This is a genomic window from Micromonospora sp. NPDC049044 (assembly GCF_040649215.1).
In the GTDB taxonomy this organism is placed as follows: Bacteria; Actinomycetota; Actinomycetes; order Mycobacteriales; family Micromonosporaceae; genus Micromonospora.
The window spans coordinates 68,118-88,200 of the sequence record NZ_JBEZFA010000007.1 but is presented as its reverse complement, the minus strand read 5'-3'; the positions used below and the strand labels follow the sequence as shown (position 1 = coordinate 88,200).

The following is a 20,083-nucleotide window of genomic DNA, read 5'->3' as shown; positions in this document are numbered from 1 at the left end:
CGCCGTCTTCCGTGGCCCGGCCGACCGGGCTGCCGTCGGTGGCCCGACCGGCCGGGCTGCGGATGCGCTGGCTGGTCGCCGGGGTGTTCGCGGTGCTCGTCGCGCTCGTCGTCGGGGTGTCGCTCGGCCCGGTGAGCCTGCCCCCGGGCAGCGTCGCCGCCGAGCTGCTCAACCTGATCCCCGGGGTGCACCTGGACAGTGGGCTGACCGAGCGGGAGATCGCGATCGTCACCGAGCTGCGGCTGCCCCGGGTGGTGCTGGGCCTGGTCGTCGGCGGCCTGCTCGCCATGGCCGGTGGGTGCTACCAGGGTGTGTTCCGCAACCCGCTCGCCGACCCGTACCTGCTCGGGGTGGCCGCGGGCGCCGGCCTCGCGGTCACCGCGGCGATCGCCCTCGGCGGCGCCGGTCGGGATGGCACGCTCTCCGGGTTGCCGATGACGATCCCGCTTGCCGCGTTCGCCGGATCGCTGCTTGCCGTCACGATGACCTACGTGCTCGGCGCGGCCGGCGGGCGACGCGGGTCACCCGCGATGCTGATCCTGGCCGGGGTGGCGGTCTCCGCGTTCCTCTCCGCCGGGCAGACGTACCTGCTGCAACGACACGCCGACACCATCCAGCCGGTCTACTCCTGGCTGCTCGGTCGGCTGGCCACCGCCGGTTGGCACGACGTGCTGCTGGTGCTGCCGTACGCCGCGCTGACCACAGTGGTGGTGCTGCTGCACCGGCGGGAGCTGGACGTCCTCGCGGTCGGTGACGACGAGGCGAGGAGTCTGGGGCTGCATCCGCAGCGCACCCGGTACCTGCTGATCGCCGCCGCCTCCCTGGGCACCGCGGCGGCGGTCTCCGCGACCGGGCTGATCGGCTTCGTCGGCATCATCGTGCCGCACACCGTCCGGCTGCTCGCCGGATCGAGCTACCGGGTGATCCTGCCGATGTCGCTGCTGTTCGGCGGAGCGTTCCTGGCGCTTACCGACGTGGTGGCCCGCACCGCCGCCGCCCCCTCCGAGGTGCCGATCGGAGTGGTGACCGCACTACTTGGCGGCCCGTTCTTCGTGCTCGTGCTGCGAACCGCCCGCCGGGTGCTCACATGAGCGCCGAACCCACCGCCGGCCCGTCCGCCGGCGCGTCCGCCGGCGCCCGGCCGGCCGACCGCGACCTGCCGGCCGTCGAGGTACGCGGGCTGCACGTCAGCCTGGCCGGCACGCCGATCCTTACCGGCGTCGACCTGACCGTCGCCGTCGGCGAATGGGTCACCGTGATCGGCCCGAACGGCGCCGGCAAGTCGACACTGCTGCGCGCCGTCGGCGGCCTGCTGCCCGCGCCAGGGGCGATCACCCTGTTCGGTACGGCGAGCGCCGCCCTGCGCCGCCGGGACCGCGCCCGGGTGGTGGCCACTGTGGCGCAGTCCCCGGTGGTGCCGCCCGGCATGTCGGTGCTTGATTACGTGCTGCTCGGGCGCACCCCGTACATCCCGGCGCTGGGCCGGGAGTCGACGGCCGACGTCGACGCCGCGTACGACGTACTGACGCGGTTGGACCTGACCGGCTTCCAGCACCGCGAACTGGCCACCCTCTCCGGGGGCGAACGGCAGCGGGTGTTCCTCGCCCGGGCGCTCGCCCAGGGCGCGACGCTGCTGCTGCTCGACGAGCCGACAAGCGCGCTCGACATCGGTCACCAGCAGGAGGTGCTGGAGCTGATCGACCAGTTGCGCCGCGAGCACTGCCTGACCGTCCTCGCCACGATGCACGACCTCTCCCTGGCCGGCGAGTACGCCGACCGGATGGTCATGCTCGCCGACGGCAAGGTGGTGGCCGCCGGAACCCCGGCCGAGGTGCTCACCGAGCACCTGCTCGCCACCCACTACCGGGCCAGCGTGCGGGTCGTCCCCGGCACCCACGGTCCGCTTGTGGTCCCCGTCCGCCCCGCTCGCCCTGCTGCCCGGGGGTGAGCGAATAGGGCGGGGGCCACGCAAGATCGCCCTCGATGCAGGAACGAGTGGCCTACCAGCGCACGGAGACCACTGCATCGTGGATCGAGCGCGATCTTGCCCGGCGGAGACCACTGCATCCTGGATCGAGCGCGATCCTGGCGCGCGCTGACCACTACATCCGGCATCGAGCATGATCTTGCCCCGGCGTCTCCAGGTGTGCGCAGGTTTGGGCCGGTCAGCTGCCCAGGTCGATGACGGAGAAGAGGGCGCCCTGCGGGTCGCGCAGTGCCGCGAACCGGCCGGCCGGGACGTTCCGGGGTGGCACGAGGATCGTCCCGCCCAGCTCGGCAGCGCGGGCCGCGGCGGCGTCCGCGTCGGTCACCGCGAAGTACACGGTCCAGTAGGCGGGTAGGTCAGCCGGAAAGTCGTCGGCCAACGGCGGCATCATCCCGGCGACGATCTGCGTCCCGAGCCGCCACCCGGTGTACGTCATCCCGCCCACCGCCTGGTCGTCGGGCTGCCAGCCGAACACCAACTCGTAGAAGACCTTCGCGCCCTCGGGGTCGGGGGTGACCAACTCGTTCCAGCTCATCGCGCCCGGCACGTTGAACACCTCGGCGCCGGGCATCGTCAGTGGCTGCCAGACGCTGAACGTGGCGCCCGCCGGGTCGGCGAAGACCGCCATCCAGCCTCGGTCGAAGACCTCGAACGGCGGCACCACCACCTGCCCGCCGGCCCGTTCGACACGGCCGGCGACCAGTTCGGCGTCGTCGGTGGCGAGGTACGTCGACCAGATGGGCACCTGGTCCGGGATCGCCGGCGGTCCGGCCCCGGCGACCGCCTTGCCGTCGAGCAGGAAGACCGTGTAGCCGCCCGCCTCGGGCTCCGGGGTGACCCGGCCGGTCCAACCGAACAGCTCCGGGTAGAAGCGCCGCGCGTCGGTCAGGTCGGGGGTGGCCAGGTCGGCCCAGCAGGGCGTACCCGGCGGGACGGTGCTCACGGTCAAAGACCCCTCTCGGCCCGGGCGGCCACGGCGACCCCCTGCCGGAATCCTGGCACCGTCCCGCTGCGGCGCGGGGCGGAAATGGACGAATCGTCAGCTGAACCGGCGACCCTCGTCCCGTCGGTACGCCCAGGCGGCGAGCGCGGCGAGCAGCACCACCCAGACACCGAGCATGATCATTGCCAGTGGCTCGACGGGGTAGTCACCGACCGCCGACCACATCAGTTCGGCCGCCCCCCGGGTGGGCAGGAACGGTGCGATCGTCTCGATGAACCCGGGCGCCTCTCCCGGCGCGGAGAGCAGCCCGCCGCCGAACGCGAGCGGCAGGAAGACCACCTGGGCCACCACGATCGCGGCCTTGCTCGGCAGCGAGTAGCCGATGGCCAGGCCCATCAGCGTGAACGGCACCGAGATGACGGCCACCGTGACGGCGGTCAGCAGGAACGCCGCCGGGGTGATCCGGGCCGCGGTGAGCGTCGCGCCGATGACCACCACCGGAATCAGTGAGAGGTACGTGAGTGCCAGACCGGCAAGCACCCGGCCGGCGAAGCGGGGCGCCGACCCGGCCGGCAGGGTCCGGGTGTACGGGTTCCACGGCTGGTCGCGGTCCTCGGCGACGCCGACCCCGTACTGGAAGATGTTGGCGCTCATCACCGAGAAGGTGACCATCGACGCGGTGGCGAAGGTGGCACCGGCCGAGTCGTCGCCGGCGAACGGCACCACGAAGAAGATCATGGCGGCGGCCGGGAAGAAGGCGCTGCCGACAACGGCCACCGGGATCCGGATGATCTCCAGGAGTTGGTAGCGGGCGTGGACCAGGGCGAGCTGCACGGTGGCCTCCTCAGAGGGTGGTGGATAGGCCGCCGGCAGCGGCGGTGGCGGGCTGGCCCTGGTTTGTCGGTTGCTCTCCGCCGGGCGTGTCCCCGCTGGTGATGGCGAGGAACGCCTCCTCGAGCGAGGTCGGCCGTACCTCCAGGTCGGTGAACCTGGTCCCGGCCGTGACCAGCGCGCGGACCAGCTCGTCGGCGTCGGTGGTGAGCAGGTGCAGCCGCCCGTCGACGCGTTCACTACGAACGACCCCGGGCAGGTCGGGGAGGTCGTCGGTGACGAGGCTGACCCGGCGTACGCCGACGATGCCGCGTACCGCGTCCACAGTGTCGTCGGCGAGCACCCGGCCCTGCCCGATGACGACCACCCGGTGGGCCAGCGCCTCCACCTCCTCCAGGTAGTGGCTGCTCAGCAGCACTGTGCCGCCGTCGGCGTGGAACGCGCGGATCGCCTCCCACAGGGTGTGCCGGGCGGCCACGTCCAGTCCGGTGGTCGGTTCGTCGAGCAGCACCAGGCGGGGCCGGCCGACGAACGCCAGCGCCACCGCCAGCCGACGGCGCTGCCCACCGGAGAGCCCACCGGTCTGCCGTCGGGCCAGCTCGCCCAGACCGAAGCGGTCGAGCAACTCCGCGCGGGGGACCGGGTCCGGGTAGTGCGCGGAGACGAAGTCCACGACCTCACCGACGCGCAGCGTGCCCGGCAGGCCGGTCTCCTGTGGAGTGACCCCGATCTGCCGGCGGCTCGCCGGGTCGCGGGGGTCCTGGCCGAACAGTTCGACCCGCCCCGAGGTGGGACGGCGCAGGCCGACGAGCAGGTTCATCAGGGTGCTCTTGCCGGCACCGTTGGGCCCGAGCAGGCCGACCAGCTCACCGGCCCGGACTTCCAGGTCGACGCGGTCGAGGGCGAGGACGTCGCCGTACCGGCGGCTGGCCTGGTCGGCGCGGAGGAGGGTCATGACTGCTCCTTTGACGGGGTGGGGTCGAGCAGGGCGCGGATCGCTTCGGTGTACTCCTCGAACGCCAACCGGCCGCGCCGGCTGAGCCGGACCAGGGTCGCCGGTGTACGCCCACGGTGGGTCTTGCTGATCTCCACGTAGCCGGCCTCCTCGAGCTTGCGCAGGTGCACGGAGAGGTTGCCGGCGGTCATCTCCAGCAGTTCCTGCAAGCGCGGGAACGCGATCCGATCGCCGTCGCCGAGGGCGGAGAGGCTGGCGACCACCCGCAGTCGGGCCTGCGCGTGGATGACCGGATCCAGTTCGGTCACGGGCGCGTACGCTGTCGCCGTCGGGCGAGTGCGCCGGCGACCAGGATCCCCCCGCCGCCGGCCACCGCGACGACAAGTGCGTGCCAGCCCGGACCGGCCAGTGCGCCGACCAGGTTGATCACGCTGATCCAGACGCCCAGCCGGAACAGGTCCCGGTCCAACCAGACCGCCCCGCCGGCCATGTGCAGCGCGCCGGTCAGTCCGACGGCGGTGGCCGACCAGAGTAGTGCCGCCAGGTCGTGTGGCAGGTGCTCGGAGATCTGGCCGAGCCCGGCGTAGATGCTTACCGAACCCAGACCCCAGGCGCACCCGTACCAGCGGCCACGCCGGGCGGAGTCACCGATCACCTGACCGTAGGCGCGGGTGCTGACCACCGCCTGGATCGCGCCGGCGACCACGAGCAGCGTGAAGAGAACCGTCAGCGGCAGCCAGGTGGGCAGGGCGAGCAGTTCCCGGTCGCCGGGCGGGAACCGCAGGAAGAACAGCCCGAAACCGACGAGCCAGGCGATTCCCCACGGCCAGTAGAGCATGCGGGCGTCGGGGTCGAGCCGGCGTACCGTCGCCGACCGCTGGTCTTCGATCAGTCGGAGCGCCGCCGCGGCGTCGGTCGGCGGCAGATCGTCGTCTGGGTTCACGCAAACTACTTTACGGGACAAAGTCGAGACGGATTGCCCCGTACTCGCGGGCGGGTCCCCGGTCGCGGCGGTCAGTGCCTATGGTGGTGAGTCGTAGCGACTGATCCGTCGCACAGGCCACAGGGGAGGATCCGTGTCGAGCCCGAGGGAGCTGTCGGTCCCAGCCGGAGGCGCTGACGGCGCCACCCGGGGACGCGAACTGGTGGGCGTGGTGACCGCCGACGCACCCGACGGCAGTCGCCCGGCCGACGATCGCCCGGGCTGGTGCTGAGCCGATGTCCGAGGTGATCTACCAGGAACGACTCAACCAACTCGTCGAGCCGGGCGAACGAGTCCTCGCCATCGCGAAGACGTCGATCGCGCAGGGTGTCCTGCCGGCGGATCCTCCGGTCGAGGTGAGCCCGGAGTCGTCGTCAAAGATCAGTCGGCGCGGCGTCGCCCTCGGGGCGCTGCTCAACCTGGTCTCGCCGTTGATCTCCTTCTCGGCCGGGGACCGGATCGTCGACCGCGTCGCCTACGGGGTCGCCGGGCGAGGTGCACCGGGCTCGGCCGCGTCCACCCTGCGATACTCCCGGCGTCCAGTGCCACCGGTGACCACAATCGACGACACCATCCTCGCCGTCACCGACCGGCGGTTGCTCGTGTGCGCGTCCGGTCCGCTGAAGCTCTGGTCGAGCCAGGCCGACGACGATCGGGCGGCAGCCGAGACCCAGGTGGTCTGGTCAGCGCCCCGGTCCGCGGTGGCGGACGCGCGGGTGGGCTGGCACCGGCTCAACCCGAAGCGACTCCGAATCGAGTTCACCGACGGCTCCTGGTTGGCGTTCGTCGTGCCGATCGCCGAGCCGGGCAAGCCGCTACGCGGGATCGCCTCGGCCCTGACGACCCGCTAGCCCAGACCCCGCACGGGCCGGTCAGCCGTTGGCGGTCGCTGGGCTGGTCACCACGTGTGTGGTCAGCAGCGGGGCCGGAAGCGGCTCGTGGTGCAGCACCGCCAATCGGGACACCGCCCGGGTGAGTACCACGTACAACCGGTGCAGCCCGCGCGGTTCGGCCGCGACGATCGCGGCCGGCTCGACCACCACCACGTGGTCGTACTCCAGGCCCTTGACGAGCGTCGCGGGCACCACGGTGACCCGCTCCGCGGTCGCCACGTCGTCGGCGGTCGCGGTCGCGACACCGGCGTCGGCAAGCGCCGCGCGCAGCCCGTCGACAGCGTCCTCCGCGGCGATCACCCCGACCGAGCCGTCGTGGGCGAGCGCCGCCCGCACCTCCGCCACCGTCTCCGCGACCAGGTCGGTCACGGTACGCACGTCCAGCCCGCCGTCGTGGCGCAGCGACTCGGCCAGCGGTACGTCCACCGCGAGCGCCGGCAGCAGCAGGTTCGCGAACGCGACCACAGCTGCGGGCACCCGGAACCCGACAGTCAACGGGACCACCACGGCGTCCGGCTTGCCCAGGTGGACGAGGGATTCCCGCCAGTCCGTCGCGGCCCACGGCGCGGTGCCCTGGGCGAGGTCGCCGAGGAGGGTGACCGAGCCGTGCTCGCTGCGCCGGGCGATGGCCCGACACTGCATCGGGGAGAGGTCCTGCGCCTCGTCCACCACCACATGCCCGAAGCCGGAGGGCCGTTCCAACAGCCCGGCCGCCTCGTCGATCAACACGGCGTCGGCGGCGGTCCACCGGGTCGCCTTCGCGGTGCGGGCCGGCTTCGCCCAGCTCAGCAGCGCCTGCTCGTCCTCACTGAGCAGCCCGTCCGCCGCCGCGGCGAGCCGGGCCGGGTCGGCGAGCAGACCGTGCACCAGCCCTTCCGGGGTGAGCACCGGCCAGACCGCGTCCAGGAGGTCGACCACCGGTCGGCAGCGGCCCATCCGACGCAACCAGGCATCGCTCGGCGACTCCGCCCGCCGTGCCTCGGCCTGTCGTTGCAGCAGGCTCACCACTCTGGCGCGGACCCGCTCCCGACCGGTGCCGTACGGCAGCCCTTCCCGGCGGGTCTCCTCGATGATCCGGTGCAGCGGCTCCAGCCCGATCCGCCACCGGAAAGAGCCGTCGGACACGGTGATCGACTCGGTCGGTGTGGCGATCTGCGCCTGTACCGCGCGCCGCAACACCTCGGCCATCCGCACGTCATGCTTGAGCGCGGCGACCGCCGGCGCCTCGACCGCCCGGACCGGCACCCGCGAGATCAAATCCTCGACGGTGGCCTGCTCGACCTCCACCTCACCGAGCGCCGGCAGCACCGCCGCGATGTACGACAGGAACGCCCGGTTCGGCCCGACGATCAACACACCCGCCCGACGCAACCGCTCCCGGTGCAGGTAGAGCAGGTACGCGGCCCGGTGCAGGCCGACAGCCGTCTTCCCGGTGCCCGGCGCGCCCTGCACGCAGATCGAGTCGGCGAGGTCGGCCCGGACCAACTCGTCCTGCTCCGGCTGAATCGTGGCCACGATGTCCCGCATCGGCCCGACGCGCGGTCGCTCGATCTCGGCGGTGAGGATCCGACTTGTCGTACCGAGCTCTTCGCCCCGATCGAGCCGCTCATCCTCGAAACTGGTCAACACCCCGTTGCTGAACCCGAACCGTCGCCGGACCGCCACTCCCTGCGGGTCCCGAGCGCTGGCCTGGTAGAACGACCGCGAGACCGGGGCTCGCCAGTCCAACACCAACGGCTCGCCACGGTCGTCGGCGACATGCCGCCTCCCCACGTGGTACCGCCGACCGTCATGATCCGAACTGCGCACACCCGCGTCGGGATCCCCGTCGCCGGCCCTGCTCCCGGTGCTGCCGGTGGCGGTGCTGCCGTGCGCGGTGCTGCCATGGGTGGTGCTGCCATGGGTGGTGCTGCCATGGGTGGTGCTGCCGTGCGTGGTGCGGCTGCCACCGGTGCTCCCGCTGCTGGTGTCGGTGCTCGTGCCGTCGGGGTCTGTGGACTCGGCGAAGTCGAGACGGCCGAAGAACAGGGGCGTCGTCGGGTCGTCGGCCAGCTCGGCTACGCGGCGGGCCAGGGTGCGGCCGAGTGTCTCCGCCGCGTACGCGTCGCCGGCCACCTGGTCACCGGTGGCGAAGAGGGCTTCGGCCCGGTCCCGCATTCGCCGCAGCGCGTTCCGCGAAGCTGCCAGGTGTGCGCGTTCGGCGGACAGATCGTTGTCGAGGTCAAGTGCGGGCATGCTGACGTCCCATCGTTCACATCTGCTGCGCGCTCGCGTGTCCGGGGGCGGATGGCCGGCCGCCCGGCGCGATGACGTCCGTTCCGGTGCAGCTCACCTCGGCCGTCAAGCGGGCTGCAACCCTACGCTCTCAAGCCCGTCTGATCCACCGAATTACCCACGCAACCATCCGTAGGAGAGGGCGTGGCCGGGCGCGGCGCACGAAAGTGGGCGCGTCGTCGGGCAGTAACGCGGTGGGCGTCTCACCGGGTACGGCGGTGCGGCGCAGTGGCTGCCCGGTGCGGTGGTTGCGCGCTGCGTGCCCTGCGTGCCCTGCGTGCGCTGCGTGCGCTGCGTGCGTGGCGCGCTGGCTTGGTGCGGTGCGGTGCGGTGCCCGGTGCGGTGCGGTGCCCGGTGCGGTGCGGTGCGGTGCGGTGCGGTGCGGTGCATGGGGCGTGCGGTGCGGTGCGTGGTGTGGCGCGGCGCAGTGCGCGATACCAGGCGGTTGGCACGCCCGGACAGGCAGGCTGCTGGCCGTGGAAGCACCTCCATACGAGTACGCCGGCCATCCCTGCCCGGACGTCATCGGTCGGGCCCGTGTGGTTGATCTCGCTCTCGGCTGGCGGCGGCATGTGTGCGCCGGGTATCAGCAGCGCCGGTGATAGAGGTTGCGGCGTGGTGTGCGCAGGGGGTCGAGCCAGCTGGGCGGGAGAAATTCCGGCCCGCCATCGGGCCCGATGCGGACGGTCCAGTCGCCACGATGGACGAACCGGTGGTGGTAGCCGCAGAGCAGCACGGCATTGCCCAGCGCTGTCGTCCCACCGTCGGCCCAGTGCCGGACATGGTGACCGTCGCACCATCGCGGCGGCCGATCACAGCCAGGGAAGGCGCAACCGCCGTCGCGTAGCACGAGCGCACGCCTCAGCGGGCCGGTGAAGAGCCGGCGTTGGCGACCGACGTCCAGGACCTGACTGTTGCCGCCCAGCACAGCCGGCAACAGGTTGGCGTCGCAGGCGAGGCGACGGACCGCACCCGGCGTGAGGCGGGCTCCGGTCTCCAATGTGCCGGCGCGTACGCCGTTGACCAGATCGTCGAGCGACACGGTCACCACGAGTTGCGGCCGGTCTCCGCCGCTGTCGGGCAGCTGACCCGTGCGCAGCGCCAACCGACAGATCTCGCCCAGCGCGTCGGCGCGGCGCTGACCTGGACTGCGGTCATCGTGCTCACCGGCCGGGGCGCAGAGCGGGTCGATCGCCTCACGTAGCAGGCTCGCGGTTTCGGTGTCGAGGTTGCCGCTGAGGCGTACCTGACCGTTTTGTTGCTCGGAGAGCGTGACGTGCCGGCGGGCCTCGGCCCGCTCGGTGGCCCGTTGGAGAGCCTTCAGCTCAGCCTGGTCGGCGAGATCCGGTGCGACGTGCGTGAGGACGCGCTCGCCGAGCCGGCTCAGGATGGTCGGGTCGAACCGGTCGGCCCAAGCGACCAGGAGTTGGGTGGCCTTGTCCGCCACCTCCGGGCCGGCCTCCACCGGGAGCGCGGCAATCGTCTCGGCCACCACTCGACCCTGCTCGACGGTGATGGCGCCGCTGAGCAGCGCGTCGCGCACCGCTGCTGGCGCGGCATCGACGGTGGTGGCGAGCTGGACCAGTTGGCGCGCGGAACGACCGGAGAGTCGGAGCCGCTCCCGCAGCCAGACGGCGGTGGACGAAGCGCCCTGGGTGACCGCCAGGCCACGGCCGTCCACCTCGCGGATCAGCCCGAGCTGAATGGTGGCCAACCGCTGCGCCAACACCTGGGTCGCATCGAGTGCGGCGAGCAGCTCGGCGTCGGAGAGCCCCCAGAGAGCAGTCTCGGCGCAGTCGTCCACCGCACCGCCGAGCTGCGCCAACGCCCTCAACATGACACCACAATAGAACTGGTGTACGACACTTTCGGGGGGCCGGCCAGCACGGAATGGAACCGGATTCGTCGATCTTTGAGCGCACAGATCACGTCGCGCCGGGTCAGCGCCGCGCCGGGCCAGCACTGCGCCGGCCAGCGCCGCGCTGAGCAGCCCACCAGCCCGGGTGGCGACGCCGGGTGGAACGGGTCGGAACATGGGGGTGATGGCAGGTTGGGGAGCCTGCCGGGATCATGGGTTCATGACCGAGGCTCGGCCCGATTCGCGCCGGACGGCGATCAGTGATCCGCAGGTGATGCGGGCGCTGGCCCATCCGGCCCGGATAGCCCTCATGGAATACCTGGCTGCCCGCGACGGTGGCGGCACTGCCACCGAGTGCGCGGAGGTGGTCGGGCTGTCGCCGAGCGCGACCAGTTACCACCTGCGGGAGTTGGCGAAGTTCGGCCTGGTCGAGCAGGCGCCGAGCCGGGGGGACGCGCGCGAGCGGGTGTGGCGCGTGCGGAGTGCCGGTTTGCGCGTCGACGCGGGACGCGACGCCGGGCCTGCGGCGCGTGCGGCCGAGCAGGCGGTGGTGGAGGCGTACGCGGCTCGTGCCATGGAGCGGGTTCGGGACTGGTCGCGGCGCGCTGGGGACGAGCCCGCCGAGTGGTACGACAACGCGCTGTTCAACGACACGCTGCTGCTGCTGACGGCCGAAGAGTTGGCGGGGCTGAACGAGGCGGTCCTGGCGTTGCTGCGGCCCTACCAGGCGCGACGACGCGAGGCCGATCCGCCGCAGGGCGCGCGCACTGTCGCTGTGCAATACCGGACGGTGCCGCTGGCGTAGCCGGGGGATTGCGCTGGGCAGTTGTGAAGGATTATTTTCGAAGTATGTCCTTCGCATCTGAGGAGTCGCGCTGGTCCGACGTCTGGCTTGCCGCCACCGCTCGGGGCACCACGATCTGCGGCGACTTCCTCGCCGCCACGGCGTTGGCGCTTGCCCTGCAGGGCGCCGGAGCCGGCGGGCTCGCCGTGTCGGGGCTGCTTCTGGCGGCCACCCTGCCCCTGGTGGTGCTCGCCCCGCTTGCTGGCCGGGTCGCCGACCGGGTGGACAGTCGTACCCTGCTGGTGACCATCGGCCTGCTCCAGGCCGCGGTCTGCGCGCTCCTCGCCGTCGTCGAGCGCCCGGTCCTCGTGGTGGGGCTCGTCGCCCTCCTGGCCTGCGGGCTCGCGGTGACCCAACCCTGCCTGGCAGCGCTCCTGCCGGCGATGGTCCGTCCGGCCGACCTGCCACGCGCGAGCGCGATCAGCCAGACCGCGGTCTCGCTCGGCGCGCTCGGCGGCCCGGTGCTGGCCGGGCTGCTGGTCGGGCAGTTCGGCACCCGCGTACCCCTGCTTCTCGATGCCGCTACCTACCTGGCGCTCGTGGTCGCGGGCCTGCGGCTGCGGACTCGGCGCGGAGGTCGCGGGCCCGTCGCCGTGCCGGGCCGGACCGTCCCCGGCGGCACGGCAGACCCGGTGGGCACGGCTGTCGTCTGGCGGCTGCGCCAGGACCCGCTGATGCTCCTCATGGTGGTTAGCACCGCCGTGGTGATCGCGGCGATCGGCTGCATCAACGTGGTCGAGGTCTTCTTCATCCGGGAGACGCTGGGCGGATCAGCCACCACGTACGGTCTGGTCACCGCCGCGTGGATGGCCGGCATGCTGCCCGGCGCCTGGCTCGCCGCGCGGGTCGCCAACCGGCTCGACGACGACGGCGCGTTGGTACGCGGGGTGCTGGCCACCCTCGGCGTGTGCAGCCTGATGGTGCTGCTCGCCTCGACGGTGCCGGGGGCGTTCCTTCTGGTGCCGCTCTGGCTGGTGGGCGGCGCGGCCAACGGTGGCGACAACGTCTTCGCCAACCTGCTCACCACTCGGCGGGTCCCGGAGGCGGTGCGCGCCCGGGCGTACGCCAGCTACGGCGCGGCGGTCCAGGGTGGTTCGATTGTCGGGTTTCTCGGCGGCGGGGCGTTGCTCACTGCCGTCGCGCCGCGCCCACTGATCGCCGGTGCCGGAGTGTTAGGGCTGCTTGTGGTGCTGCTGTTCGTGCCGGTCGCGGCCGTGGCGGTGCGACGCCGGCGGCCGGTAGCGCCGGACCGGGGACAGCCGCCGACGACCAGGCCCGATGGGGGCTTTGCCACTCCGGGGCGACCCGCCGAGCCGGATCCGGAGGCCGGGGATACGGTCGGGTCATGGCTGAGCGCATCGCACGCCCGCGGGTCGGGCACATCCAATTCCTGAACTGCCTGCCGATCTACTGGGGTCTGATGCGCTCCGGGGCCCTGCTCGACGTCGACCTGCAGAAAGATTCGCCGGACCTGCTGAGCGCGGCGCTGGTCGCCGGTGACCTCGACATCGGCCCGATCACCCTGCTGGAATACCTGAAGCACGCCGACGAGCTGCTCCTGCTGCCGGACCTGGCGGTGGGCAGTGACGGGCCGGTGCTCTCGGTCAACATGGTCTCCACCCGGCCTCTCGCCGAGCTGGACGGCGCCCGGGTGGCGCTCGGCTCGACCTCGCGGACCGGCGTGATGACGGCGCAGTTGCTGCTCGCCGAGCGGTACGACGTGCGGCCCGAATACTTCCGTTGCCCACCGGACCTGACGCAGATGCTGCTGGAGGCCGACGCCGCGGTGCTGATCGGGGACGTGGCGCTGCGGGCGTACTACGAGGCGCCGCAGCGCGGCCTCATCGTCACCGATCTCGGGCAGGCGTGGCGGGAGTGGACCGGTCTGCCGATGGTCTTCGCCGTCTGGGCGGTCCGTCGCGATTTTGCCGCCGCCCACCCGGGTCTGGTCAAGGAGGTACACGAGGCGTTCCTGCGCTCGCGGGACCTCTGCCTGGCCGAGCTGGACCAGGTCGCCGAGGCCGCGGCCCGCTGGGAGACGTTCGACGCGGCGACGCTCGCCACGTACTTCCGGACCCTGGACTTCTCCCTTGGTGACCGGCAGGTCGCCGGGCTGCGCGAGTGGGCCCGGCGGGCCACCGCGATCGGCGAGGCCCCGGCGCTGCCGGACGGCGGCCCCGAGTTCTTCGCCGGCTGAGCGCCGGGGCGGCGGCGCGCTGAGCGATCGGCGCTTTCCGGGGTACGGCCGGCGCGAACCGCCCGACCAGCAGCCTGGTCGGGCGGGTCGACGGGAAGGCGTACGGCTCAGGTGCCGGGGCGCAGCAGCGCCTCGGTGATCTTTTCGCAGTTCTTCATGCCGTAGTCGTAGCCCATGTTGATCGGGTACTTGACCATCACGCCCATCGTCCAGGTGTCGCCGATGGCCAGGCAGTTGATGTGCATCTCCTGCTCCTGGGTCCGGTCGATCCACCCGTTCTTGATGGCGATCTGCTTCTGCTCGGCGGCCGGGAAGGCCTTGCGGATGCCGAAGTCACCGGCGCCGCGGACCAGCTTCATCTCGTTGAGCAGCCACTTGGTCCACTTCGGCCCGGCGGCGGTGCCGGCGGCGATGCAGTTGCCCAGCCGGGCGGTGTCCCGGGGTGAGAGCGCCGTCCGGCTCCAGCCCTTGTCGGGGGCGACGCTGCTGTCGGTCAGCTCGCACATGGAGATCAGACGCTTGATCGAGGCGTCCCGGCCGACCAGGTTGTAGAACTGCTCGGCCCGGGTGTTGTCACTGTCCCGGATGATCCGGGTCGCGTCGGCGAGCTTCGCGTCGCTCGGGGTCTGGCCGGCGTCGGCCGCGCGACGCAGGTAGTCCGCGACGATCCACGCCTTGATCATGGAGGCGGTCGTGCTGGTCTCGTCCATGTTCTTCGAACCGATGATCTTTCCGGTTCGACGGTCCAGCACGCTCCAGGCGTACCAGCCCTCGATGTCGAGCTTGAGGTCCTTGGCGACGAACGGCAGCGGCTCCAGCTCCGGGCTGGGGCTCGGTGCCGGCGAGGACGGCTGGCGGGCGCTTCGGTTGGCGCCTGCGCCGGTGGGGCGGTCGCTCGTGCTGGAGCCGGCGTCGCCCCACTTGGCGACGGCTGCCGACTCGAACGGCGACCCGGGCAACAGTCGCAGCGACACCAGCACCAGGCCGATGAGGATGACCGCGATGGCGATCAGCCGCATCGGGGAGGCATCGCCGTCGCCGCGGCGGTTTCCCCGACGGGTGCCGGCCATCAGAGCTTCCCGACCGGCTGCTGCGGCACCTTGAGCGCGGCACCGGGCTGCGGGGTGACCAGTTGGGTGGCCACGCTGGCGCAGACCTTCGCACCGTAGTCCAGGCCGGCCCGGATCGGGTAGCGCAGCATCACCGCGAGGCTCCACCTGCTGGTGACGGCGAGGCAGTTGACGTGCCAGTTGCCTTCGTCATAGATCGGGGTCCAGCCGTTCTTGATGCTGACCGGCCCCTGCGAGGTGATCGACGTGGGGAGACCGTCGATGATCCCCCAGCGGCCGCCACCGGAATCGGACTTCTGGTCCTTGGCTGCGGTGCTGCCCGTGACCTTGCTCATCTCACTGAGCACCCACTTGGTCCACTTCGGGCCGGCGGCCTTGCCGTCGGCGATGCAGTCACCGACTCGGACCGCGTCGCGGGGGGACATCCGGGTGTAGCTCCACCAGCCCTCGTACTTCGGCACGTTGCCACGCTTGGTGTCGGTCAACCCGCAGATCTTGATCGCCCGCTGGATGACCGGACCCGGCTGCCCGTTCGGCGGCACCCGGTACGAGCCACCCGCGGCGGCGTAGACCTGGTTGGCCGCCGTGTCGTTGCTTTCCCGGATGGCGAGGCTGGCGGCCTTCTTCAACGGCGGGGGCGGCTCCCGGTCGCCGAGCTGGCGCAGATAGTCCGACACGATCCACGCCTTGATCATCGACTCGGTGGAGCTGGTCGCCGTCATGTTCGGTGACCCGGAGATCTTGCCGGTCTGCCGATCCAGCAGTGCCCACGAGAAGAAGTCGCCCTGGAAGTTCACCGACACCGGACCGGCCGCCAGGGTGGGCGGCGGCGGTGGCGTGGGTGCGGGCGCGGCGACGTTTGACGTGCCACCACCGCCACCTCCGCCGCTGTCGTCGCTGGCGAGTCGGGCGTACGCGGTGGGGACCAGCAGGACGCCGCCGAGCACGACTGCCGTGATGGCGAGCACCAGGGTCACGCGAGATCGCATGAGTGGGTGAACTCCAGGTGTCAGGGCCGGGGGGACCGGCTTGTCGTCGGGACGAATCGGGTGCGATCGCCAAGGCCGGGGGAGATGGCCTCAGTAGAGATGTCGATGTTCGGCAGCCGATCGGTTGTCCGGCAGAAGTCTACGTCCGGACCGTCCGGACGCCAGGCTTCGACACTAGGCAACCTGCGATAAAGGCGGGATATGGGGCCGGTATGAGGTTTTTGCGGGGCTTCACCTTTGTTTCGTGGCCCAAGTCACGGCGTTCCGACGACGCCCAGGCAGCACAAAGCAGTCATACGACTACGGAAGGGATGCGCGGATTCCTGTTACACAGCCCTGGTGCAACGAGGCGCAAGCTGTAACACTTAGCCTCATGTATGGCAACGACTTCTCCGCCCCGAACAGCGCCCCGGACGAGGCGCCCGGCGGTCTGCTGGGTGAGGTCGAGGCCGCCGAGGCGGAGCTACGCGCGGCGGCGGCGCGCGGCCGGCGTGGCGGACCCGCGCCCGACGAGGACCTCGCGGCGTACTTCGCCGAGGTGGTCGACGCCGAGCAGAAGATCGAGCCACGCGACTGGATGCCCGACGCCTACCGCCGGACGCTGATCCGGCAGATCGCCCAGCACGCCCACTCGGAGATCATCGGCATGCAGCCGGAGGGCAACTGGATCAGTCGGGCGCCGTCGCTGAAGCGCAAGGCGATCCTGCTGGCCAAGGTGCAGGACGAGGCGGGTCACGGCCTCTACCTCTACGCCGCCGCCGAGACCCTCGGCATCAGCCGTGACGAGCTGGTCCAGCTGCTGCTCGACGGCCGCCAGAAGTACAGCTCGATCTTCAACTACCCCACCCTTAGCTGGGCTGACGTGGGCGCGATCGGCTGGCTGGTGGATGGCGCGGCGATCGTCAACCAGGTGCCGCTGTGCCGCTGCTCGTACGGCCCGTACGCCCGCGCGATGATCCGGGTCTGCAAGGAGGAGTCGTTCCACCAGCGGCAGGGCTACGAGATCCTGCACACCCTCGCGCACGGCACCCCGGCGCAGCAGGCGATGGCCCAGGACGCGGTGGACCGCTGGTGGTACCCGTCGCTTGCCATGTTCGGCCCGCCGGACGGCGACTCCACGCACTCCGCCCAGTCGATGTCCTGGAAGATCAAGCGTTTCTCGAACGACGACCTGCGGCAACGCTTCGTCGACATGTGCGTCCAGCAGGCCGAGATCCTCGGCGTGCGCATCCCCGATCCGGACCTGCGCTGGAACGAGGAGCGGCAGGCGTACGACTACACCCAGCCGGACTACGACGAGCTGCTGCGGGTGATCTCCGGCGACGGGCCGTGCAACCGGGAGCGGATGGCCCACCGCCGGGCGGCGCACGCCGAGGGCGCCTGGGTCCGCGAGGCCGCCGCGGCGTACGCCGCGAAGCGGGCGCAACAGAAGGAGAAGGTGGCCGCGTGACTACCGAACACTCGCCGCTCTGGGAGGTCTTCGTGCGGGCCCGTCGCGGGCTGTCGCACACCCACGTCGGCAGCCTGCACGCCCCCGACGCGGAGCTGGCCCTGCGCAACGCCCGGGACCTGTATACCCGCCGCCAGGAGGGCGTGTCGATCTGGGTGGTGCCGGCCGGCGCGATCACCGCGTCCAGCCCCGACGAGAAGGACGCCTTCTTCGACCCGGCCGCCGACAAGGTCTACCGCCACCCCACCTTCTACGAAGTGCCGGACGGGGTGGCCCACCTGTGAGCGAGCGAACCAGCCGGCTCAGCAGCGGGGCGCTTCGCGCGGCCGCCGAGCGCAGCGAGGTGGTTGCGGGAAGCGAGCGGAGCGAGCGAACCAGCCGGCACAGCGAGGTGGCAGCGTGAACGGGCCGTACGACTTCACCCTCGCCCTCGCCGATGACGCGCTGATCGCTGCGCAACGACTGGCCGAGTGGACGACCCGCGCGCCGGAGATGGAAGAGGACATCGCGCTTGCCAACATCGCCCTCGACCAGCTCGGCGCGGCCCGGCTGCTGCTGTCCTACGCGGGTGAGCTGGAGGGCGCCGGCCGGGACGAGGACGCGTTGGCGTTCCTGCGCGACGACCGCGAGTTCCGCAACGCGCTCCTGGTCGAGCTGCCGAACGGCGACTTCGCGGTGACCATGGCGAAGCTGTTCCTCCTGGCGGCCTACCAGCTGCCGTTGTACACGGCGCTGGCCGACTGCGCCGACCAGCGGCTGGCCGCGATCGGTGCGAAGGCGCGCAAGGAGTCGGCGTACCACCTGGACCACGGCGCGCTGTGGGTGAAGCGGCTCGGCGACGGCACCGACGAGTCGCACCGTCGCATGCAGGCGGCCGTCGACCAGGTGTGGCCGTACACCCACGAGCTGTTCGCCGCGAACCCGGCGGCGCCGGTCGACCCGGCCACCCTGCGGCCGGCGTTCGACGAGACCGTCGGCGCGGTGCTGGCCGAGGCGACGCTCACCCGACCGGAGGGCGGCTGGGCGCCGGCCGGTGGCCGGGACGGTGTGCACACCGAGCACCTGGCCTACCTGCTCGCCGAGATGCAGGTGCTGCACCGCGCCCACCCCGGAGCGACCTGGTGAGCGGGCGGAGCGCGAGCCCGGTGCTCGCCGACGGCGGCCCGGTGAGCGCGTGGGACGCCGTCGCCAGCGTCGTGGATCCGGAGATCCGGGTGATCACCGTTGCCGAGCTGGGCATCCTGCGGGCGGTCGAGGAGGACCCGACGAGCGGTCGGGTCACCGTCACCATCACCCCCACCTACACCGGTTGCCCGGCGATGGACGTGATCCGCACCGACATCCGCCGTGCGCTGGCGGCCGCCGGCCACCCCGACGCCGAGGTCCGCACCGTCTACAGCCCACCGTGGAGCACCGACTGGATCTCCGACGGTGGGCGGGCCAAGCTCGCCGCGGCCGGGATCGCCCCGCCGGCCCCGGTGCCCGCCGCCGGCGTCGTCCCGTTGACCCTCGCGGTCCGTTGCCCGCAGTGCGGCTCACCGGAGACCGAGCAGGTCAGCCGGTTCGGCTCCACCGCCTGCAAGGCGCTGTGGCGGTGCCGTTCCTGCTCCGAACCCTTCGACCACCTGAAGGCGCTGTGACTGTCACCATCACCCGCCCGGTCCGCCGCCGGCCGGTCTTCCATCCGCTGCCGGTCGCCGCCGTCGACCGGCTCACCGACGACGCTGTCGCGGTGACCTTCGCCGTACCCGAGGAGTTGCGGGAGATCTTCGCGTTCCGCGCGGGCCAGCACCTCACCGTGCGGCGGGTGGCCGAGGACGGCGCCGACGTGCGCCGGTCGTACTCGATCTGCTCGACCCCCGACGACCTGGCCCGGCACGGCCGGTTGCGGATCGGGGTGCGGGAGATCCCCGGCGGGGCATTCTCGGCGTTCGCGTGCGGGGCGTTGCGTGGTGGCGACACTGTCGAGGTGCTGCCGCCGTTGGGCACCTTCACCACGGCGTTCACGCCGGACCGGGTGCGGCACTACGGCGCTGTCGTCGCCGGCTCCGGGATCACCCCGGTGCTCGCGCTTGTCGCGACCGCGCTAGCCGTCGAGCCGGCCAGCACCTTCACCCTGGTGTACGGCAACCGCACGGCGAACACCGTGATGTTCGCCGAGGAGCTCGCCGATCTGAAGGACCGCTATCCCACCCGGCTGCACCTGGTGCACGTGCTCTCCCGGGAGCAGGGCGAGTCGGCGCTGCTCTCCGGGCGGATCGACGCCGAGCGGCTGGGCCGGTTGTTGGGCACCATCGTGCCGGGGGACGTGATCGAGGAGTGGTTCCTCTGCGGCCCGTACGCCATGGTGCTCGACGTCCGGGACGTGTTGACCGCACGCGGCCTGCCCGAGTCGGCGGTGCACACCGAGCTGTTCCACGTCGACGCCCCGCCGGAGCCGGTGCGCCGTCCGGTGGACCAGGCGGGCGCCGGGGCGGAGGTCACCATCGTGCTCGACGGTCGGTCGTCGAGCTTCACGATGGGCCGCGAGGAGCGGGTGCTGGACGCCGCGCTGAAGGTGCGCGGCGAGTTGCCGTACGCCTGCAAGGGCGGGGTCTGCTCGACCTGCAAGGCGAAGGTCGTCGACGGGTCGGTGACGATGGCCCGCAACTACGCCCTGGAGCCGGACGAGTTGGCCGCCGGTTACGTGCTCACCTGTCAGTCCAGCCCGACCACCGACAAGCTCACTGTCGACTACGACGCCTGAACCGGTGCCGGGTCACAGCCCTGAGCACCCCTCAGGGCGTAGGCGTCCGGCCGGCGTAGGCTCG

The 20,083-nt window shown here is 71.8% G+C and carries 20 protein-coding genes; 11 read left to right on the top strand and 9 right to left on the bottom strand.

From position 1 onward, the window contains the following. Positions 1 to 62: 62 nt before the first annotated feature. Positions 63 to 1,091, top strand: coding sequence for an iron ABC transporter permease (locus AB0B85_RS07670; protein WP_357404921.1), 1,029 nt, complete (start codon positions 63 to 65; stop codon positions 1,089 to 1,091). Next, positions 1,088 to 1,948: an ABC transporter ATP-binding protein gene (locus AB0B85_RS07665; protein WP_357404672.1), complete on the top strand. Its 861-nt coding sequence runs from the start codon at positions 1,088 to 1,090 to the stop codon at positions 1,946 to 1,948. The genes AB0B85_RS07670 and AB0B85_RS07665 overlap by 4 nt, the downstream gene beginning before the upstream one ends. Before the next feature lie 217 nt (positions 1,949 to 2,165). On the opposite strand, the gene AB0B85_RS07660 is transcribed toward AB0B85_RS07665, so the two are convergent. From AB0B85_RS07660 to AB0B85_RS07640, 5 genes are all read right to left on the bottom strand, one after another. Further along, positions 2,166 to 2,930, bottom strand: coding sequence for a VOC family protein (locus AB0B85_RS07660; protein ID WP_357404670.1), 765 nt, complete (start codon positions 2,928 to 2,930; stop codon positions 2,166 to 2,168). Between the two features lie 96 nt (positions 2,931 to 3,026). Beyond that, positions 3,027 to 3,764 (bottom strand): ABC transporter permease, encoded by a 738-nt coding sequence (locus tag AB0B85_RS07655; protein WP_357404668.1) that lies wholly within the window; start codon positions 3,762 to 3,764, stop codon positions 3,027 to 3,029. Positions 3,765 to 3,774: 10 nt separating this feature from the next. After that, on the bottom strand, positions 3,775 to 4,716 hold the full coding sequence (locus AB0B85_RS07650; RefSeq protein WP_357404666.1) for an ABC transporter ATP-binding protein: 942 nt from the start codon (positions 4,714 to 4,716) through the stop codon (positions 3,775 to 3,777). After that, positions 4,713 to 5,024, bottom strand: a complete 312-nt coding sequence (locus AB0B85_RS07645; protein ID WP_357404665.1) for a transcriptional regulator — start codon at positions 5,022 to 5,024, stop codon at positions 4,713 to 4,715. Before AB0B85_RS07645 ends, AB0B85_RS07650 begins: the two co-directional genes overlap by 4 nt. Then, positions 5,021 to 5,659 (bottom strand): transporter, encoded by a 639-nt coding sequence (locus AB0B85_RS07640; RefSeq protein ID WP_357404664.1) that lies wholly within the window; start codon positions 5,657 to 5,659, stop codon positions 5,021 to 5,023. Before AB0B85_RS07640 ends, AB0B85_RS07645 begins: the two co-directional genes overlap by 4 nt. 275 nt (positions 5,660 to 5,934) lie before the next feature. Here AB0B85_RS07640 and AB0B85_RS07635 point away from each other — a divergent pair, with 275 nt between their 5' ends. Continuing rightward, positions 5,935 to 6,549 (top strand): hypothetical protein, encoded by a 615-nt coding sequence (locus AB0B85_RS07635; RefSeq protein WP_357404663.1) that lies wholly within the window; start codon positions 5,935 to 5,937, stop codon positions 6,547 to 6,549. 21 nt (positions 6,550 to 6,570) lie between these two features. Here AB0B85_RS07635 and AB0B85_RS07630 read toward each other — a convergent pair whose 3' ends face one another. Next, positions 6,571 to 8,826, bottom strand: a complete 2,256-nt coding sequence (locus AB0B85_RS07630) for an AAA family ATPase (RefSeq protein WP_357404661.1) — start codon at positions 8,824 to 8,826, stop codon at positions 6,571 to 6,573. Between the two features lie 625 nt (positions 8,827 to 9,451). Further along, positions 9,452 to 10,702: a DUF222 domain-containing protein gene (locus AB0B85_RS07625; protein ID WP_357404659.1), complete on the bottom strand. Its 1,251-nt coding sequence runs from the start codon at positions 10,700 to 10,702 to the stop codon at positions 9,452 to 9,454. Between the two features lie 241 nt (positions 10,703 to 10,943). Between AB0B85_RS07625 and AB0B85_RS07620 the strand changes: the two genes are divergently transcribed. From AB0B85_RS07620 to AB0B85_RS07610, 3 genes are read left to right on the top strand one after another with little or no spacing between them, the layout of a single operon-like run. Beyond that, the gene (locus AB0B85_RS07620; protein ID WP_357404657.1) at positions 10,944 to 11,528 is read left to right on the top strand and encodes a helix-turn-helix domain-containing protein; all 585 of its coding nucleotides are present in this window, start codon (positions 10,944 to 10,946) and stop codon (positions 11,526 to 11,528) included. Positions 11,529 to 11,572: 44 nt separating this feature from the next. Then, positions 11,573 to 12,961 carry an MFS transporter gene (locus tag AB0B85_RS07615; RefSeq protein WP_357404655.1) on the top strand — a complete coding sequence of 463 codons (1,389 nt, stop codon included), beginning with the start codon at positions 11,573 to 11,575 and terminating at the stop codon, positions 12,959 to 12,961. After that, positions 12,913 to 13,764, top strand: a complete 852-nt coding sequence (locus AB0B85_RS07610) for a menaquinone biosynthesis protein (protein WP_357404653.1) — start codon at positions 12,913 to 12,915, stop codon at positions 13,762 to 13,764. The genes AB0B85_RS07615 and AB0B85_RS07610 overlap by 49 nt, the downstream gene beginning before the upstream one ends. Before the next feature lie 107 nt (positions 13,765 to 13,871). Here AB0B85_RS07610 and AB0B85_RS07605 read toward each other — a convergent pair whose 3' ends face one another. Both AB0B85_RS07605 and AB0B85_RS07600 read right to left on the bottom strand, forming a co-directional pair. After that, positions 13,872 to 14,834 (bottom strand): hypothetical protein, encoded by a 963-nt coding sequence (locus AB0B85_RS07605; protein ID WP_357404651.1) that lies wholly within the window; start codon positions 14,832 to 14,834, stop codon positions 13,872 to 13,874. Continuing rightward, positions 14,834 to 15,823, bottom strand: a complete 990-nt coding sequence (locus tag AB0B85_RS07600; RefSeq protein WP_357404649.1) for a hypothetical protein — start codon at positions 15,821 to 15,823, stop codon at positions 14,834 to 14,836. Before AB0B85_RS07600 ends, AB0B85_RS07605 begins: the two co-directional genes overlap by 1 nt. 373 nt (positions 15,824 to 16,196) lie before the next feature. Here AB0B85_RS07600 and paaA point away from each other — a divergent pair, with 373 nt between their 5' ends. The 5 genes from paaA to paaE all read left to right on the top strand — a co-directional run bounded on the left by paaA (position 16,197) and on the right by paaE (position 20,019). Continuing rightward, positions 16,197 to 17,273 carry a 1,2-phenylacetyl-CoA epoxidase subunit PaaA gene (paaA, locus tag AB0B85_RS07595; protein WP_357404647.1) on the top strand — a complete coding sequence of 359 codons (1,077 nt, stop codon included), beginning with the start codon at positions 16,197 to 16,199 and terminating at the stop codon, positions 17,271 to 17,273. After that, the gene (gene paaB, locus AB0B85_RS07590; protein ID WP_355027413.1) at positions 17,270 to 17,557 is read left to right on the top strand and encodes a 1,2-phenylacetyl-CoA epoxidase subunit PaaB; all 288 of its coding nucleotides are present in this window, start codon (positions 17,270 to 17,272) and stop codon (positions 17,555 to 17,557) included. The genes paaA and paaB overlap by 4 nt, the downstream gene beginning before the upstream one ends. 115 nt (positions 17,558 to 17,672) lie before the next feature. After that, on the top strand, positions 17,673 to 18,398 hold the full coding sequence (paaC, locus tag AB0B85_RS07585) for a 1,2-phenylacetyl-CoA epoxidase subunit PaaC (protein WP_357404645.1): 726 nt from the start codon (positions 17,673 to 17,675) through the stop codon (positions 18,396 to 18,398). Between the two features lie 41 nt (positions 18,399 to 18,439). Further along, positions 18,440 to 18,913, top strand: a complete 474-nt coding sequence (gene paaD / locus AB0B85_RS07580) for a 1,2-phenylacetyl-CoA epoxidase subunit PaaD (RefSeq protein WP_357404919.1) — start codon at positions 18,440 to 18,442, stop codon at positions 18,911 to 18,913. Then, on the top strand, positions 18,910 to 20,019 hold the full coding sequence (gene paaE / locus AB0B85_RS07575) for a 1,2-phenylacetyl-CoA epoxidase subunit PaaE (RefSeq protein WP_357404643.1): 1,110 nt from the start codon (positions 18,910 to 18,912) through the stop codon (positions 20,017 to 20,019). The genes paaD and paaE overlap by 4 nt, the downstream gene beginning before the upstream one ends. Positions 20,020 to 20,083 lie beyond the last annotated feature (64 nt).

Excerpts from the sequence above, each read along its gene's own strand:
- AB0B85_RS07670 (WP_357404921.1), top strand. The coding sequence starts at position 63 with ATGCGCTGGCTGGTCGCCGGGGTGTTCGCGGTGCTCGTCGCGCTCGTC.
- AB0B85_RS07625 (WP_357404659.1), bottom strand. The coding sequence starts at position 10,702 with ATGTTGAGGGCGTTGGCGCAGCTCGGCGGTGCGGTGGACGACTGCGCC.
- AB0B85_RS07605 (WP_357404651.1), bottom strand. The coding sequence starts at position 14,834 with ATGGCCGGCACCCGTCGGGGAAACCGCCGCGGCGACGGCGATGCCTCC.
- paaA (WP_357404647.1), top strand. The coding sequence starts at position 16,197 with ATGTATGGCAACGACTTCTCCGCCCCGAACAGCGCCCCGGACGAGGCG.
- AB0B85_RS07615 (WP_357404655.1), top strand. The coding sequence starts at position 11,573 with ATGTCCTTCGCATCTGAGGAGTCGCGCTGGTCCGACGTCTGGCTTGCC.
- AB0B85_RS07630 (WP_357404661.1), bottom strand. The coding sequence starts at position 8,826 with ATGCCCGCACTTGACCTCGACAACGATCTGTCCGCCGAACGCGCACAC.
- AB0B85_RS07620 (WP_357404657.1), top strand. The coding sequence starts at position 10,944 with ATGACCGAGGCTCGGCCCGATTCGCGCCGGACGGCGATCAGTGATCCG.
- AB0B85_RS07635 (WP_357404663.1), top strand. The coding sequence starts at position 5,935 with ATGTCCGAGGTGATCTACCAGGAACGACTCAACCAACTCGTCGAGCCG.
- AB0B85_RS07665 (WP_357404672.1), top strand. The coding sequence starts at position 1,088 with ATGAGCGCCGAACCCACCGCCGGCCCGTCCGCCGGCGCGTCCGCCGGC.
- AB0B85_RS07650 (WP_357404666.1), bottom strand. The coding sequence starts at position 4,716 with ATGACCCTCCTCCGCGCCGACCAGGCCAGCCGCCGGTACGGCGACGTC.
- AB0B85_RS07610 (WP_357404653.1), top strand. The coding sequence starts at position 12,913 with ATGGCTGAGCGCATCGCACGCCCGCGGGTCGGGCACATCCAATTCCTG.
- AB0B85_RS07600 (WP_357404649.1), bottom strand. The coding sequence starts at position 15,823 with ATGCGATCTCGCGTGACCCTGGTGCTCGCCATCACGGCAGTCGTGCTC.